Annotated in this window: 16 protein-coding genes and 1 pseudogene; 1 reads left to right on the top strand and 16 read right to left on the bottom strand. The window is 41.8% G+C overall.

From position 1 onward, the window contains the following. Positions 1-167: 167 nt before the first annotated feature. From pknB to GH808_RS09815, 11 genes and pseudogenes are all read right to left on the bottom strand, one after another. The gene (gene pknB / locus GH808_RS09865; RefSeq protein ID WP_186842615.1) at positions 168-2,096 is read right to left on the bottom strand and encodes a Stk1 family PASTA domain-containing Ser/Thr kinase; all 1,929 of its coding nucleotides are present in this window, start codon (positions 2,094-2,096) and stop codon (positions 168-170) included. Next, a complete protein-coding gene (locus GH808_RS09860) occupies positions 2,086-2,832 on the bottom strand; it encodes a Stp1/IreP family PP2C-type Ser/Thr phosphatase (protein ID WP_186842614.1) in 747 nt (248 codons plus the stop codon). Before GH808_RS09860 ends, pknB begins: the two co-directional genes overlap by 11 nt. Further along, complete coding sequence (gene rlmN, locus GH808_RS09855) at positions 2,829-3,860, bottom strand: dual-specificity RNA methyltransferase RlmN (RefSeq protein ID WP_186842613.1); 1,032 nt, start codon at positions 3,858-3,860, stop codon at positions 2,829-2,831. Before rlmN ends, GH808_RS09860 begins: the two co-directional genes overlap by 4 nt. A gap of 208 nt (positions 3,861-4,068) precedes the next feature. Beyond that, positions 4,069-5,391: a 16S rRNA (cytosine(967)-C(5))-methyltransferase RsmB gene (gene rsmB, locus GH808_RS09850; protein WP_186842612.1), complete on the bottom strand. Its 1,323-nt coding sequence runs from the start codon at positions 5,389-5,391 to the stop codon at positions 4,069-4,071. Continuing rightward, positions 5,391-6,089 (bottom strand): zinc metallopeptidase, encoded by a 699-nt coding sequence (locus GH808_RS09845; protein WP_207722301.1) that lies wholly within the window; start codon positions 6,087-6,089, stop codon positions 5,391-5,393. Before GH808_RS09845 ends, rsmB begins: the two co-directional genes overlap by 1 nt. 73 nt (positions 6,090-6,162) lie before the next feature. Further along, positions 6,163-7,104 carry a methionyl-tRNA formyltransferase gene (gene fmt / locus GH808_RS09840; protein ID WP_186842611.1) on the bottom strand — a complete coding sequence of 314 codons (942 nt, stop codon included), beginning with the start codon at positions 7,102-7,104 and terminating at the stop codon, positions 6,163-6,165. Beyond that, complete coding sequence (gene def / locus GH808_RS09835; RefSeq protein WP_186842610.1) at positions 7,101-7,547, bottom strand: peptide deformylase; 447 nt, start codon at positions 7,545-7,547, stop codon at positions 7,101-7,103. Before def ends, fmt begins: the two co-directional genes overlap by 4 nt. Before the next feature lie 22 nt (positions 7,548-7,569). Further along, the gene (gene priA / locus GH808_RS15640) at positions 7,570-9,957 is read right to left on the bottom strand and encodes a replication restart helicase PriA (protein WP_186842609.1); all 2,388 of its coding nucleotides are present in this window, start codon (positions 9,955-9,957) and stop codon (positions 7,570-7,572) included. A gap of 102 nt (positions 9,958-10,059) precedes the next feature. Continuing rightward, positions 10,060-10,239, bottom strand: a pseudogene (gene rpoZ / locus GH808_RS09825) (DNA-directed RNA polymerase subunit omega); the annotation flags it as partial. 2 nt (positions 10,240-10,241) lie between these two features. Beyond that, positions 10,242-10,913 carry a guanylate kinase gene (gene gmk / locus GH808_RS09820; protein WP_186842607.1) on the bottom strand — a complete coding sequence of 224 codons (672 nt, stop codon included), beginning with the start codon at positions 10,911-10,913 and terminating at the stop codon, positions 10,242-10,244. Between the two features lie 17 nt (positions 10,914-10,930). Then, entirely contained in the window at positions 10,931-11,809 is an 879-nt protein-coding gene (locus GH808_RS09815; RefSeq protein ID WP_186842606.1) for a YicC/YloC family endoribonuclease, read from the bottom strand. A 519-nt stretch (positions 11,810-12,328) separates the two neighbouring features. Between GH808_RS09815 and GH808_RS09810 the strand changes: the two genes are divergently transcribed. Next, positions 12,329-14,128 (top strand): Rqc2 family fibronectin-binding protein, encoded by a 1,800-nt coding sequence (locus GH808_RS09810; protein ID WP_243166179.1) that lies wholly within the window; start codon positions 12,329-12,331, stop codon positions 14,126-14,128. Between the two features lie 42 nt (positions 14,129-14,170). Here the strand turns inward: GH808_RS09810 and GH808_RS09805 are convergent, their stop codons facing one another. From GH808_RS09805 to GH808_RS09785, 5 genes are read right to left on the bottom strand one after another with little or no spacing between them, the layout of a single operon-like run. Further along, the gene (locus GH808_RS09805) at positions 14,171-15,088 is read right to left on the bottom strand and encodes an RluA family pseudouridine synthase (protein WP_186842605.1); all 918 of its coding nucleotides are present in this window, start codon (positions 15,086-15,088) and stop codon (positions 14,171-14,173) included. 24 nt (positions 15,089-15,112) lie between these two features. After that, the gene (locus GH808_RS09800; protein WP_186842604.1) at positions 15,113-15,850 is read right to left on the bottom strand and encodes a YlmH family RNA-binding protein; all 738 of its coding nucleotides are present in this window, start codon (positions 15,848-15,850) and stop codon (positions 15,113-15,115) included. 36 nt (positions 15,851-15,886) lie between these two features. After that, positions 15,887-16,156: a YggT family protein gene (locus tag GH808_RS15785; RefSeq protein WP_186842603.1), complete on the bottom strand. Its 270-nt coding sequence runs from the start codon at positions 16,154-16,156 to the stop codon at positions 15,887-15,889. Positions 16,157-16,164: 8 nt separating this feature from the next. Further along, positions 16,165-16,653, bottom strand: a complete 489-nt coding sequence (locus GH808_RS09790) for a cell division protein SepF (protein ID WP_186842602.1) — start codon at positions 16,651-16,653, stop codon at positions 16,165-16,167. Between the two features lie 14 nt (positions 16,654-16,667). Next, on the bottom strand, positions 16,668-17,315 hold the full coding sequence (locus GH808_RS09785; RefSeq protein ID WP_186842601.1) for a YggS family pyridoxal phosphate-dependent enzyme: 648 nt from the start codon (positions 17,313-17,315) through the stop codon (positions 16,668-16,670).

The following is a 17,315-nucleotide window of genomic DNA, read 5'->3' as shown; positions in this document are numbered from 1 at the left end:
GCAACTGCAAATTTCTAAACTACTGAACAATCATTGCTTTGCTGTCAGTTTACACAAACAATTTTGTAACGTGTAGGCGAACAGTTCGGAGAACTGTCCGCCGTACAATGTAAAAAGTGTTTCGTGTAAACTGGCAGCGGAGCTCACGGCAGTATCGCGATCAGCTATTAAAAATCAATATAATCTGTTCCCACACTGGTGCCGTCAATAAACACTTCGTAAATCTGACGGCCAACCCCTTCGACATTAACCGAGAAAGTGTCATTTGACATGTTCGATCCTTCATAAATTGTCTTTTCACTTTTGTCGTTCGCATATAAAACGACCTTTACTTTAACCGATTTGGCCGGCGTTGTTGTAATATAATCGCTCAGGCTGATGCTCAGCTTCTGGGTCGTAATTTTTCCGCTGCTGACCACAAGATTGACATTGGAATTTCGGGCAACCTGAGTTCCATCGCTCGGTGTCTGTTTGATGACCATTCCTTCGGCATATTCTGAACTGGCTTCATAGGTTACGGTGCCAACGTTCAATCCCGCATTGGTAATGGTGTTTTTGGCATCTGTTTCGGTTTGGCCGACAACACTTGTGACTGTCAAAACATCCTCACCTTTGCTGACAGAAATGGTGACTTTTGTCCCTTCGTTCGCGGTTGTATTGCCGGTCGGACTCATCTGGAAGACAATATCAGAATTGTAGTTATTGTTGTATTCCCGCTTTATTTCCCCAACCACAAAATTTGCTGCTTCAATCGCTTTAACTGCTTCTGCTTCACTCATTCCAATCACATTCGGTACAGTCCCCGTTTTCACCCCGCGGCTCACGGTCACTTTTACCGTTTTTCCCGATTTCAACTCAGTGGCACTCTCCGGATTCTGGGTAATAATCAGCCCGGTTGCAACATCAGCGTTATAAACTTCTTTTTCAACCTCCAGGTTCAATCCCACTTTCTGGAGCGCCGTCGTCGCTTCAGCGACTGTTTTACCCTTGATGTCCGGGACACTGACGTTTTTTCCGGAAAAGAAGGAATAGGCTACAGTTGCCAGTGCAATCAGGGCAACCGCCGCCAGGACCGAAAACAACGCAATTTTACGTTTTTTCTTTCTTGACGCTGTTTCTTTTGGCGTCTCATAATAATAGTCATCATCGTCCTCCTCTTCGTCTGAGTGAACGGCTTCATGACTGCCGGTATTTTCCACCTGGAACAGTCCTTCGCGAATAATATGCGTGTCATTGCTCCCATTCATCAGCATTTTACCGTCTCCGGCAGCGACATTGGCATTCTCCAGAATTATTTCCAGATCCTCCATGAGCTCATCCGTATTCTGATAACGATCATCCGGTTTTTTCTGGGTGAGTTTTAAAACAATTTGATTAACACTTTCCGGGATTCTGGGTTCCAATTCCTTGGGCGGCACAATCTGTTCCTGAATATGTTTAATCGCGATGGTTACTGTATTTTCTTCATCAAACGGAAGCTTTCCGGTCAATAGTTCGTAGTATAGAATTCCCAGTGAATAGAGGTCGGAACGTTCATCAACAAATCCGCCGCGGGCCTGTTCCGGCGATATATAATGTACTGAGCCCATGGTTTGATTGGTCATCGTGACGGTTGAACTGGTAATGGCTCTGGCAATCCCAAAATCGGCCACTTTAGGAACCAAATCCCGCGTCAGCAAGATATTATGCGGCTTGATATCCCGGTGGATGATTTTATTTTCATGAGCACATCGTAGAGCATTCGATATATCCATCACAAATCGCGTTGCTTCGACATAATCAAGACGGCCTTTTCTCATGAGGTATTGTTTCAGGGTAATGCCGTCCACATATTCCATAATAATATAATAGATGTTATCCTGAACGCCGACGTCATATACGCCGACAATATTGGGATGGGACAAACAGGCAACTGCCTGGGACTCCCGATCAAATTTCTTAATGAACTGTTCGTTTTCTGTATATTCTTCCCGGAGTACTTTTACCGCAACGTAACGATTAAGTTTAAGATCTCGTGCTTTGTAAACATAGGCCATTCCGCCTCGTCCAATGAGTTCTACAATTTCATATCGCTTTCCAAGTGTTCTACTGAGCATCTGCCACTCCTTCTAAAGGTCTGAACAACACCACTGTTATGTTATCCTTTCCCCCATTTATATTTGCTAAATCGATGAGCTTTTTGGCTGCATCTTCTAAAGTATTTTCAAGTACAATTGCTTTAATATTGTTATCCGAAACCATATTAAAGAGGCCATCTGAACATAGCAGATAAATCGCATCAGGTTCAATGTAGTAACGATAGAAATCAACATTAACTGAATTATCCGTCCCCAACGCCCTTGTAATCACATTCTTCTGAGGATGAATTTCTGCTTCTTCCTGAGTTATTTTTCCTTCATCCACCAGGATCTGCACCAGGGAATGATCTTTTGTCAATCGGACTATTTTTTCGTCAGTAATGCTGTAGGCGCGACTGTCACCAACATGACAGATGCACAACTGATTGCCGTCCACAATGCACATGGTCAGGGTGGTTGCCATCCCCAGGCGAGCTGGTTCATCATCCCCGATTGTTTTTAATTCCAGATTAATATCCTTTACGAATGACATCATTTCTTCCGAGTCAAAATAATTGCGGATTCTGGATAAATTATTCTTTATAAAATCGACTGCCGTTTTGCTTGCAACCTCTCCACTGCGATGACCGCCTAATCCGTCAGCCACTGCAAATACATAAGAAATCCGATCAATGTTTTTTATGGTTGCTGCCAAATAGGCATCTTGATTCACCGTTCTTAGTGACCCAACATTGGATCCATAGGCACATTTCATATACTCACCTTATCCTCATATCTTTTTTTTCGAAGTTGACCACAAGCCGCATCAATTTCTCTCCCCATTTTGCGTCTCATCGTAACATTTATTCCTCTTTTTTCCAATTCTCTGAAAAAAGAGCTCAACCGGCTACTCTCTTTATAAGGCGTTTCATCGATCTCATTCAGCCCGATCAGGTTTAAATGATTTTGTGATCCCTTCAAAAGGTTGACCAGCCCATCGATATCCTCATCACGATCATTGAATCCATCCATTACCGAATATTCGTAGGTAATGCGCCGTCCCGTTTTCTCAAAATACTCCCGACAGGCTGACAGTAATGTATCCAAATCATATTTACCGGCAATGGGCATTAATTCCTGGCGACGATTTTGAAAAACGGAATGAAGGGAAATGGCGAGATTGATCTGAAGATTCTCATTCGCTAAGGCCTTAATCCCCGGAACGATGCCACAGGTAGAAAGGCTGATTTTTCGCTGGCCAATTCCAAAACCGGCATTGGCGACGCGAATGAATGTAAGAACCTCGCCATAATTGTCAAAAGGTTCCCCTATTCCCATGATTACAATATTTGAAATTCGAATGTTTTCATTCTTTTCCACTAAAAATATCTGATCGAGAATTTCGCCGGCTGTCAAGTTGCGAATTTTTCCGCCTTTTGTCGATGCACAGAATTTACAGCCCATGTTGCAGCCTACCTGTGTTGAAACACAAAGTGATGCACCATGCTGATATGGCATTAAAACAGTTTCAATGAACTGTTTATCCCAAAGTTCGATTAAGAATTTCTTTGTCCCGTCGTGATGATCTTCCTGTATCTGGGCAATTCTGCCATGATTCAATTCGAAATCTTTCGCTAATTTTTCTCGCAGATTATTTGAAAAATTCGTCATGTCATTAAAATTTTCACATTTCTTTTCATAAAGCCATTGAAATAGCTGGCCACCTCGATACTTTGGCTCTTTACGGTCAACCATCAGGGTTTCACATTCTTTTAAATCTTTTCCAAAAATACTATCTTTCACATTTTCCCCCTGAAGCCTTACGAAGTGCTCGATTCAATGAGCATGCTCTACATAGACTGATCTATTATACCAAAAAAAAACCGTTTATACAATTTATTCGTCTGAAATTTAAAGAAGTTTAAAAAGTCGTTACTTTAAAATACAAAAGCTGCATCATCTATAAAGCAGCTTTTGTAAGCAAAGTAGTTGAAATATCGACTTCATTATTTTATTTCTTTAACAAGCACATGAAAAATGCGTCACATCCATCGAGTAATGGGCTGGTATAGGTATAGTCGTTGCCGTTTTTATCCGGCAGGACTTTCAGATTCGGATATTTTTGCAAAAGTTTATTGATCTGATTCTCATTCTCATCTTTGTTTATTGTACATGTAGAATATAGAATTTCTCCGTCCGGCTTCAAATAATTGACTGCATTTTCGAGGAGTTTTTCCTGAATCTTAACCAGCTCTTTGCGGCCCTCTTTGGTACTGTGATACTTTATTTCCGGTTTCCGTCTGATCACGCCCAAACCGGTACAGGGAGCATCAAGCAGAATTTTATCAAATGATTCTTTGTCTTTTTCCAAATAAACGCAGCCATCCTGTTCCTGCAATGAAATGTTCGTGCAGGCCAATCTTCTCATTGCCTGGCTGACGAGTTTCAGGCGATTCGGAAAAATATCACGTCCGATAACCGCACCTTCATCGTTCATCAGCTGGCTGAGATAGGTTGTTTTTCCGCCTGGCGCCGCACACATGTCCAGCACTCTTTGACCCGGCTGCGGATTCAGGCGCTCAACCGTCAGCATCGCTGCCTGGTCCTGAATCGTAAAATAGCCTTCTTTGTAAAGAGACGTCTCTTCGATGCTGTTTTCAAATACGCCCAAATTATGCAGATGAATTGCCATTGGAGACAGCATCCCCGGAACCGCTTCGACGCCGAGTTTTTCGAACTGCTCGATCAACGCCGCTCTGGATATTTTTAAATTATTGCACCGGATGGTAAAAGGCGGCTGCTCATTCAGCAGCGGTATGATGGCTTCTGCCGTCTGTTTGCCGTAGGTCTCATAGTATTTATGGACAATCCAAAGTGGCACTGAATAGCGAATCGATAAGGCTTCTTTTTCATTGTTCCAATTTTCGAACTTAAATTCTTTGCCATCCTTTTCGATTTTTCTGATAATATTCCGCAGCACCCCATTAATAAACCCTTTGGCCTGGGGCTGAATCCTGGCTGCCAGATTAACGGATTCATTGACGATGGCATAGCTGGGTATCTTATCCAGAAAATAGATTTGATAGATTGCAATTCTTAAAATCTCACTGACTTCCCTGTGCAGTTTGTTTACCGGTCTGCTGCTGTTTTGTTTGATAATATAATCCAGATAGATTTGATTTTGCAGACAGCCGTAGACGATATTAAGAAAAAGACGGCGATCCTCATCCTTCATCGAATGCCCCGACAGCACCTGTTTGATTTCCAGATTGGAATACGCCTTTTCATAGTTAATTCTCAGCAGGGTTTCCAACGCTTGTTCTCGCATATTCATCAATCTCTCGACCCTCTCAGAATCAATAATCGCAATAAGGTCAGCAGCGACATCAGCGCGGCTGCCACGTAAGTCAGGGCGGCTGCCCGCAGCACTTTTTTGACACCGATCTCTTCGCCGGGCAGAATCAGATGATTATCCATCAGTGCTTCAACCGCTCGTTTGCTGGCATTGAATTCTACCGGCAGGGTAATAATATTAAATAACAAAGCCAGCGAAAAAAGGACGATTCCAAGATCCATCAGAGCAAATCCCCACGACGTTTGCGCAAAGAAAAAGCCCAGAAAAAACAGCGGCCAAGCCAGGTTTGAAGCGAATCCAGTAATTGGCACCATAAAACTTCTGAAGCGAAGCGGTCCGTAACCTTCCTTATCCTGAATGGCGTGTCCAGTTTCATGGGCGGCAATACCAACTGCTGCAATGCTGGCCTGCTGGCCAACCCCTTGTGACAAACGCATCACTTTGCTTCTTGGATCATAATGATCGGTCAAATTTCCCGCAACGCCCTCAATGCCAATCGTACTCAGGCCATTGCTGTCCAATAATGTTCGCGCCACTTCAGCACCGGTAATGCCGTTTTTTGTTCGCACTTTACTGTATGCCTTGTAAGCGCTGCTTACCTGAAACTGAGCATACGCCGCCACAATCATTCCTGGTACGAGTAATAAAAATGTCCAGTCAAATGGTATAAAATACATCTGTTCTCCTCCTCAGTAATCTTGCTATATCGTTTCAGTTATCTTATCATAGTTTTCTAAAAAACTGCTTAGTCTATTTTAAAACAGTTCCCATCTCCATCGCTTTTCCCCGCAGAAAAACAATGGATTCCATTCTTTTTTTGCCCGGTACCTGTACTGCGCCAATTTTCAATGCGCCGTCTTGCGTTTTGACGATCAGGCCTTCCTTGGCATTGGCTGTCAGTAATGTTCCCGGTATTTCTGATCCTTCCCACGTCATCAATTGGGGAGAAAAACATTTCATTTTTTCTTCGTGATAGAATGTATAGGCTCCTGGATGGGGATCTGTTCCGTTGATCAGTGACAGAATTTTTGAACCCTTTTCATTCCAGTTGATGTGGCCGGTGTCTTTCTGGATTTTGTCAGCATAGGTCGCCTCTTCCTCATTCTGCGGGATGGGCTCAATCCTGCCGCCGATTAAATCTTCCAGAGTAGCGATTAACAGATCAGCTCCCGAACCAGCCAATGCATCGTGTAAAGCATCGAATGTTGTTGTTTCCGTAATCAGACATTCCGCTTTCGAAATCATGTCACCGGTATCCATGCCCTCACTCATTTGCATAATGGTTACCCCTGATTTCTGCTCGCCGTCAATGATCGCCCGTTGAATCGGTGCGGCGCCGCGGTATTTCGGCAACAATGAGCCATGAATATTCAAGGCCCCGTAACGGGGCATCTCCAGAATTTCTTTTGACAAAATCTGGCCGTAGGCAGCGACAATAAAAATATCCGCCTGAAAAGCTTTTAATTGCTCGACAAATTCCGGATCTTTGACTTTTTCCGGCTGCAGAACCGGGATGCCAAGCGCCAGGGCTTTTGCTTTCAAAGGCAGAATTTCCACCTTTTTCCCTCTTTTATTCGGTCGATCCGGCTGACAGACTGCTGCCGCTACTTCATAGCCGGAAGCCACCAGTTTTTCCAGCGCCGGAACCCCAAAGCTTGTTGTCCCCATAAAGACAATTTTCAGCTTTTTCATTTTATTACGCGGTCAATAAATAAAACCCCGTCGAGATGATCAAGTTCATGGCAGACTGCCCGGGCCAGCAAATCTGAACATTCTAGCTGAAAAACCGCGCCTTCAATATTCGTTGCTTCAACGACCAGTGATTGCGGTCGTAAAACCTTTCCGGAACGTTTCGGCAGACTTAAACAGGCTTCTTCGTCAATTGCTTCACCTTCGGTTGAAAGAATGGTGGGGTTGATAAACGTCATTGGTCCATGTTCATCCCCGACATCGATTACCACCATTCTCTTTAAAATACCAACCTGAGGCGCTGCCAAACCGACTCCATCAGCCTGCTTCATGGTTTCAATCATATCTTCACTGAGGATCCGTATTTTTTCATTCACTTCCCCGATAACCTTCGATTTTTTTCTAAGAACTGGGTCATCATCGATTCTTATTTGTCTAATTGCCATTTGTTCCTCCTGATTTTACAATTTATGGATTAATCTGAATTGAAACCTTTGATTTCAATTTTTCTATAACACCTGACTTGATTATTTCCGGCATGATTCTCTGAAATATATTCAGTTCGGTAATTTTTAAAACAATTTGATAACTCAAATTGCCCCCCTGTGTGACACCAAGACGAATTGGTTTGTAGAGCGAATAGTTCGCGCCTGTTTTTCCAAAACATTCCTTCAGTGCAACGTATAATTTCAATGCATCATTTTCAGTTTCTTTTTCATTCTTATAAAATACAACAAATACAATCATGTTGACGATGGGGGGATATTTCATCAGTTTACGATATTGTATTTCTTCCCGATAAAATTCAGGAAAATCTTCATTGACGATTGAATAAATGGTGTCGTTTTCCGGTTCGTTTGTTTGGATCAGGCCAATCGTTTCAGCTTTCATGGTCTTCTCAAAAAAACGGCTGTACATCTGGTAAACAATTTCCGATGCCCGATAGTCTCCCTGATTGAGATCCCGGTCGATCAGAATTGCCGCTGCCAGGCCGACATCAGAAAAACTGAAATGCTTGATAATCACCTGGGTTCCAATAATAATATCAATATCGCCATTCGCCAACTCGCGATTCGTTTTCTTTATTTCCAATCGTTTCAAATTCCCCTGCACTGTTTTTATTCGGGCCTGGGGAAACATTTTTCTGATATGTTCTGCCAACTGATCAATACCAAGACCCAGATGCCTTATTTTATCACTGCCGCAGACGGAACATCGTGTCGGAATCGCTTCCTGATGGCCGCAATAATGACAGTGCAGCGAATGATCATTGATTAAATATTTTAAAGAAACATTGCAGTTTGGGCATTTCACAACATGGCCGCAATTTCTGCAGAAGATGCTGTTGGCATAACCCTTGTTGTTTATAAAAAGCACGCTCGTTTGTTTCTGCTGCAACGACGTTCTCATCTGTTTGATCAACTGGCGGCTTAAAACACCCATATTGCCGCTGTGCATTTCTTTCTGCATATCAATAATTTCAATCTTATGCTGATGTTTGCCGGGTTTCCCAATTTCGAGTTTATTCAGTTTTCTGTTTTCAATCTGATGCCAGATCGCTATTCGTGGCACGTCATCGGCCAGAATATACGGAATGCCATTCATCTGACTGATTTTTTCTGCAATATCTGTAATATGAAATTTGGGTGTCGATATTGTCATATGCGACGCATCGTGTTCGTCGTCGATGATGATCAGGCCCAGATTTTTAAACGGTAGAAACAAAGCAGACCGAACGCCGATGACCACTTGAATGCATCCGCTTTTGACTTTTTCAAACAGGACAAACCGTTCTTTTTGCGTCAATCGGCCATGAAAAACGCCGACCTTGGCGCCAAAGTACTTATAGAACAGTTCCATCCGCTGAAATGTCATATTGACTTCCGGAAAAATTATGACCACCGCTTGATTGGCGCTTACTTTATCTTCAATGGCCTTAAAAAATAAACGGTATTTGCTCACCGCATCAAATGCATAAAAAAATGTTCCCCGGTTCAGCTTGATCATTTTTTTATATTCGTGATACTGTTTTTTTTCTGTATCACCAAGGATCACCTGGGGACCGTTTATTTGGGCGGATTCCGAAGCTTCCTTTGCTTCTCTTTGAGGCACGGCTGCGGTCTTTAAGACATAGTTTCGCGATATCATTGGTGCCAGACTCTTATCAAACTGATCTGAACACATTTTCAAATCCGCTCCGCTCATATCTTTATAGCGCAAGTATTCAAGCAGCACTCGCTGCTTTTTTCCAATTTTCCGGTCATTTTGAAGTGCTTCTCGCCCGCTTTCCGATAGATGATAGCGATAGTCGCTCTGTTCATCATTTGCAGAAATGGTTTTCCAGGTTTTAATTGCGTCAATTGCCTTTTTTTTGATGAGTTGGTCCAATATGGCCCGATCATCCTGTTTTATTTTTTTTCGAGAAACAGCTTCATTCCCCAGCTTGAAATAGTGCTCCATAAACCAGGTTTCATTTAAATCGAGCGTAAAATCGCCTTCATTTCTGTGATAATTAATTTCCTGACTCGTTTTAATTCCCATGGTGAAAAAAGAGAGGGCTTCATAAAATAAAGAACAATAGAAGTCCTTCATCCACAGACATAGTTCTATTTGTTCTTTATTCAAAATTGGTTTTACATCAATATTCTCTGTTATTCTTTTTATTTTCCCGGTATAATCTGACGCTTCTTTTACAACCGTAACAAAAGCCTCAATTCGCCGATTTCCAATGCCGAATGGAACGACAACACGCATTCCTTCTTTTATAACGGCTTCCAGTTTTTGAGGAATGACGTAATCATAGGCAAGATCAATGCGCTTGTTTTTCTGATTTAAAAAAACCTCCGCAATTTTCACAGTTTATCAGTCCTATTCTTCTGGAGTTTGGTTTTCTTCATCTGTTGCAGTCAATACCGGTTCTTGATCATCTTTGTCATCTTCTGATAATTCTTTATGGATAAAACCGACCATATCTTCAGCTATTTCATTAGTGGCTATCGTCACCGGGTTATCAATTTTAATTTTTACCAGGGGCTCATCCCCCTCCACTATTTCTCTGGCACGTTTTGCTGTTGCATTCACGAGTGAATACTTATTGTCCGCCTTTTTTATTAAATCATTTAATGCAGGATATCGCATCTTTACCTCCCAAGTATATCTTCAATTTTATTCTTTAATCGTTCCGTTCGACATTTTTCGGCCGTAATAATACTTTGAACCCGCCGTGCCGCCTCTTCAAGTTTGTCATTTATGACAATATAACTGTAGTCGTCAGCATTTCTCATTTCTTCATACGCACAGTTTAATCGCATTTCCATTTGTTCTTTACTTTCAGTTCCCCGTTCTTCAATTCGGCGTCTCAATTCCTGCATTGAAGGCGGTACAATGAAAATGTAAATTCCTTCTTTATAATTGCTTCGCACCTTTGCCGCGCCCTGAATATCGATCTCTAAAATGACATCGTAACCCGAGTCAAGCAATTGTTCAACATAATCTTTAGGTGTTCCGTAATAATTCTGATAAACTGTCGCGTACTCTAAGTATTGTCCCTGCGTTATTCTTTCTTCAAAACTCTCTTTTGAAACATAAAAATAATCACGACCATTTTTTTCATAATTCCGTGGTTCTCGGGTCGTTTCGGAAACAGAAAGACGAAGGTCCGGATTATTTTTACAGATAATCTTGCAGACACTTCCCTTTCCGGCACAGGATGGCCCTGATATTACAATAAGAATCCCCTTATCTCTTTCAAAAAACGGCTCCGATAATTGTTCTTGATTTGTTTTGTTTTTTTCAATTGGACAATCACTCATAGATTTTTTAAACACCCCTACTCAATATTTTGAATTTGTTCGCGTATTTTTTCGATTTCGCTTTTTACATCCACAACAATATTTGCTATTGCTAAATCATTGGCTTTTGATCCAATTGTATTGATCTCTCGATTAATTTCCTGGATTAAGAAATCCAATTTTCTTCCTACCGGTTCTGTTTCAACGATAATTTCCTCTAATCGGTCTAAATGACTTTGCAAACGGGTTAATTCCTCATCGATATTAAGCTTGTCGGTCATCAATGCAACCTCCGTCAAGAGACGTTTTTCGTCAATTTCAACGGACTCAACATAAGAAGATATTTTTTCACGCAGATCTTCTTTGTACCGATCAAGCATATCCGGACTCTTCAATTTTATTTCAGTGATATCCGTCCGAATGGTCTGACAACGATTGACGATATCTTTCTGCAGGGCGCTTCCTTCCCTTTCGCGGCTGGCATCAACTTCCTCCAGTGTCTTTAGTAAAATTGGTTCTATTTTCACCCAAATACTTTCGTAATCATCATAATCTTCCTCAATCATCATAACGTCAGGGAATTTTGAAATAAGTGATAAACTCAGGTCATCGCCAATCATCGAATCAAGCCTGCGGATTTCATTTAAAACCGTGATATAATTTACTGCCAGTTCACGGTTGAAAACAATCCGTTTGTTTTTTGTGCCTAATTCGTTATATTTTATAAATACTTCAATTCTGCCTCTTGCTACGTATTGTGATATGGTGTTTCTGATTTTCTCTTCAATCGGATTAAATGTTTTTGGAATTTTTATGAAAAAGTCTCTAAAGCGATGATTAATTGTTTTGATTTCAATTGAACAATCAACTTCCTCATCACGAAAATCCTTTCGTCCAAAGCCTGTCATACTTTTCATCGTATTCTCCATTTCTACTCAAATCAACCGTGTTAATTTTGCCGTTAAAGTCATTATGGCTGGGCCCGTCAACAACATCTTCTCACACATTTTTGCATCATTAACATTTTCCTCGAAGCATTGTTATGAGCTTTTAATCAGGTTCTCCGATTTTCCATGCACTATTTTGTGCACGCAGGCATCCGTTCCATATGCCTTAGTAAAACCAACACTCCTTCCCAGGTAAGCACTTGAGATGCGCGCAGTCTCGACTTGCAATAATCCATCACCAGTCCATGACTTCATGCAGATTTCTCATTTTCAGTGCCGTCGTAAAATTGTTAAGCACTATTCTTGATAAAGTCTTATTTACACTATATAGTTACTTAATCAATATACTATATCGAATTCTTCTGAAAAAGTCAACAATCCTGTCCGTTTCTTAATGATGCCGAATCTAAAATTCATCCGTTTTTTACATTCGGTATCCCTTTATTTTTCTAAAAGGCTTTTACATCTTTCAATAAAATGATAAAATCAATGCAACGATTCGAAAGGAGCATCATCCATATGGCTTATGACGGCGTAACCCTGTATCACCTGATCCGAGAATTCAAAGACCTCCTGGTTGGAGGCCGCATCCGAAAAATATATCAACCGGAAACCGATGAAATCCGGATGCTGGTCAACGTGGGCAATCAGAAATATCATGTTCTACTGTCTGCGAACGCGAGCAATCCCCGGGCTTACATAACTGAAAAAATCAAGGAAAACCCCAGCGCTGCACCGAGCTTTTGCATGGTTCTGCGGAAATATATCTTAAATGGCACCATTGTCGATATTGACCAACATGAAACGGATCGAATTCTGGAGCTGTCAATCTCGTCAAAGAATGAATTCAATGACACGGTTGTGCGAAAACTGCTTGTCGAAATCATGGGGCGAAACAGCAACATTATCCTGGTTGACGAATCCCAGAGAATCCTCGATTCCATGAAAAAAGTCGGTACTACCTCCAGCCGGTATCGGCAAATTCTTCCCGGCCGCGACTATATTTATCCGCCCGAAAACAACCGCTTGAATTTTTTTCAGGTTGACGAGGATTCCTTTAATGAAATTCTTCTTCTCAATCAGGAAGCAACGGTCGAAAAAACATGCGTGCAGGCTTTCCTGGGAATCAGTCCCGCCATCGCTAGAGAAATCGCTTTTCGAAACGGGATCAATTCCAACAGTTTGATATCCGAACTGAGCAAAAAACAGAAGCAGTATCTCTATGAAAGTTTTAACCAGGTCGTTAACGCCATCAGGGAAAAAGCTTGTCCAAATATCATTTATCTGAATCGAAAAATGGTGGACTTTTCAACGATCAGCCTACATCATTTACGTGAAGCTCATCGCATTGAAGTCTATTCAAGTGTATCTGAAATGCTGGAAGACTATTATTTCAAACGGGACAAGGCCATCCGTTTTAAAACGCGAAGCGCCAATCTGCGTCATCAGCTGGATACGCTGCTCAAGAAAAACGTCAAGAAGCTGAAAAATTTGCAGTCAGATGTCGAAACCTCCCATAAGAACGAAAAATACAAACTCTATGGGGACTTGATCACGGCTAACATTTATGCCATCGAGAAAGGGCAGGAAACCGTCACACTGGCAAACTACTATGACCCCGCGTATCAAACCATTGACGTCCCACTAAAAGTCAATCGAACACCAGCACAAAACGCTCAGAGCTATTATAAAAAGTACAACAAGAGTAAAATCGCTTTGCAGTATTTAGAAGGCTACATCAGCGAAACCAAAGAAAAAATCTATTACCTGGAAAGCCTCCTGAACGGTCTGGAGCAGTCCACTGAACTGAATGAACTGGATGAAATTCGTCATGAATTTCTTCATTCCGAGTTCAATAAAAAGGCCCTTTCCAAGGAAGACAGAAAAAAACAGGTGCTTTCAAAGCCGCTTCATTATCTTTCATCCGAAGGATTTCATATCTTTGTCGGAAAAAACAATTATCAGAACGATTATGTATCCACAAAAATGGGAAAAGACGAGGACTGTTGGCTCCATGTTAAGGATGCTCCCGGTTCACATGTTCTGATTGTTGCAAACGGACGTTTCATCACTGAAAAAACGGTTCTGGAGGCGGGAGTCCTGGCCGCCTGGTACAGCAAGTCGAAGCATTCAAGTAACGTGCCAGTGGATTATCTTGAATTCAAGTATTTGAAAAAACCCAGTAAAGCAAAACCGGGGATGGTTATTTTCACCAATCAAAACACCATGTATGTCACGCCGACCCAGGATGCCGTGGATGCCATGGAAGTCGTCATCGATAACGACTAACCGGAGACGATCATGGCCGGACTTAGGCGAGATTGTTTTTTGCTATTTCAAGCCTTTTAGAATCTCAACGAAGCTTTGCGGGAGCGGCGCCTTAAAGACGAGTTTTTCACCCGTTCTGGGATGAATGAAGCCTAAAGTCTGCGCATGCAGGCATTGACCCTGCGTTTTGAAGGGATTGTTTTTATCCCCTTTGCCATACAACGGGTCGCCAGCTAACGGGTGACCGATTTTTTCCATATGGACTCGAATCTGGTGGGTCCGCCCTGTTTCCAGTTGAAAGCGGACAAACGTGTACCGCGCAAAGCGTTTAATCACCTCAAAATGGGTAATGGCAGCTTTCGAATTCTTCTCAACGACAGCCATTTTGATTCGATCCAGGGGATGCCGTCCGATGGGCATATCCACCGTGCCTTTGCTGGGTTTTACCACCCCTTTGACAAGACCGTAATACCGTCGCAGGATTGTGTGCTCTTGCAGCTGCTCAGACAGGTTGTGATGCGCACAATCATTTTTCGCGACCATCAACAGTCCTGAAGTATCTTTATCGATACGATGGATGATTCCCGGACGCATCACCCCGTTGATGTTGGAAAGATCTTTAGTGTGGTAAAGAAGTCCGTTTACCAGCGTGCCGCTATGATTGCCGGGGGCCGGGTGAACCACCATTCCCTGCGGCTTGTTGACGACAATGACATCATCATCTTCATAAATGATAGCTAAAGCGATATTTTCAGGCCGAATATGGCATTCTTCCGGTTCTGGAATCGTGAGGGAAATACTTTCCCCGCCTTTCAAGCGATAACTGGCTTTCTTTTTTTGGCCGTCTATCAGTATTTCACCCGCTGTTATTAATCGTTTCACATATTCTCTGGAATACTCTCCCGGCAAAGTGCAGCAGAACTGATCCAGACGTTGGTCTGTTTCCAATGGTACCAGGTAGTCAAATTTCTGTTTGCTCATCTCATTCTCTCCTCTAGTCGACTATCATATGTACTTGTCAACTTCAACCCGGATATTTCCTTTTTTGGTCCGATCATCCATGCTGACAATCTTAGCTTTTCCCTTACCTCTCAACGAAATGACGTCACCGGCATTGATCCGATAATCATTTTTGCTGATTTCTGTGTAGTTTACCCGTACTTTTCCCTGTTTAATGAACACCAGGCTGTTCTGCCTGGAAAACCCCCAGATTTTGTTGATGATGCCATCCAGCCGATTGGAGGCAATCACGCACGAAATACGTTTGAACTTCTTTTCAGACGGCACTATTTCATTCCATTTTATCATCTTGGTCTTGATCTCCCGACCTTTGACTTTATTGAAATTCATCCATAGAAAATCCTGCAACCGCTGATGCGCAATCACCTGAACTCGTTTTTCACCAACATCGATATCACCGATACATTCTCGTGTGATGCCCAAGGACATCAGTTCTCCCAGCACATGACGGTGGTCGATGGGAATTGTTTTTTCAAACTCGATGGCAAATATAGGCCATTCCAGATCTTCACTATCCATGTAATCCGGGTAGATACACAGCATTTTGCGCTCTGCTTCCGTGTGCCCTCCAAAAAACAGATAAGGGACACCATAATTTTTTATGGTGTCCTCTATTTTTCGCTGCATCACTTCATCATAGAAATCGAAAAACTGTGGTGCATAAACATTACTGCAGGCATCGACAAGACGCGATAATAAAAAAACATCTTTCTTTTCTGTCATCAGACATCCTTTCATCTTGCAATTAACTGCCGACCTTTAGAAAATGAAAACAATGATCATTTTATAAAGCGGGAAAATAACCATTTGCAATAATAAAACCGCAGCAAAAGGTGAAAAATCAATGGGACCAAAAACTGTAAAACGGCGCAATGGTGCTAAAATCGGCTCCGTCAATCCGTAAATAGCCTTCACAATCGGGTTGTTTGGATCCGGTCTGACCCAGCTGAAAACAATATTAACAAAGATCAATATTGTAATGAGTTCAAACAGCCAGTATCCAGCCTGTATGAGAATTCCTGGAAGCATTGATAAACCTATTCCATATTCTCATCCCACTCTAAGATCGGCGCATTGAAATCAACATCGCCGCTTTCGGGATTCGTTAAAACCGATACTGCTTTCGGTGCTAAAATAAAGACATTATCTGCAATCTTATTGATTGACCCATCCAGCGCAAACAAAGCGCCACTTAAAAAGTCAAATATTTTTCTGCCGTTTTCATAGTCGGTGTTTTTCAGGTTTAATACGACCGTTTTGTTTGAACGGATTTTATTACAGATGCTGGGAGCATCTTTAAAAACTTCGGGTTCCAATACTAATACTTCCGGACCTTCATCAAAGGATAATTCGCTATGTCGTGGTGTCGTTGATGTCTTTTTTGCTTTTGGAGCAGTGAAAGCACTCTTGCTTTCTTCACTATGGTCGTCATAAACATCCTCTTCATAGATTTCTTCATAACCGTCCTCGTTGTCCACTTCCATACCAAAAACCTTAATAATTTTATCCTTAAATTTTTCTGCCATCGTATATCTCCTCACTACATAAATATTTTTCGTCCAATTCTAATCATATTGGAACCTTCTTTTATTGCAATTGTATAGTCATCAGTCATGCCCATGGACAAGTAAGTCATTTGGATAACTTCGTCCGAAAATTTCTCTTTTATTTTATCATAAATTTTCTTTAATTCCACAAAAATATTACGAATTTCTTCATTATTTTGCGTTAACGGACCAATTGCCATTAAGCCCTTGACTTTAATATATTTATACTTGGGTAGCTCCTTTAGCACCGCTTCCAGATCTTCCCGTAAAATTCCTGATTTCGTGTCTTCCCGGGCTAAATTCAATTGCAGCAAGACAGATGTTACCGTATCTTGTTTTTCGCTTTCCTTTTCAATCACATTCAGCAATTCAATGGAATCGACTGAATGGATCAGGAAGGTTTTTCCAATCAGATACTTCACTTTGTTTTTTTGCAAATGACCGATAAAATGCCAGCGCGGTCCATTTCCAATTTCTTCGTATTTTCTCAGGAAATCCTGAACTTTGCTTTCTCCGAGATCGTAAACGCCTGCATCCAGCACCGCTTTTGTATCTTCCGTGCTGTGATATTTTGTCACTGCAACAAGGGTTACATGATCCGGAATTTCAGATTTTATTTTTTCAATGTTGTCAGATATCAC

The organism is Acetobacterium fimetarium (assembly GCF_014284475.1).
Classification (GTDB): Bacteria; Bacillota; Clostridia; order Eubacteriales; family Eubacteriaceae; genus Acetobacterium; species Acetobacterium fimetarium.
The sequence above is the reverse complement of the archived record's forward strand: the minus strand, read 5'-3'. Positions and strand labels throughout refer to the sequence as shown.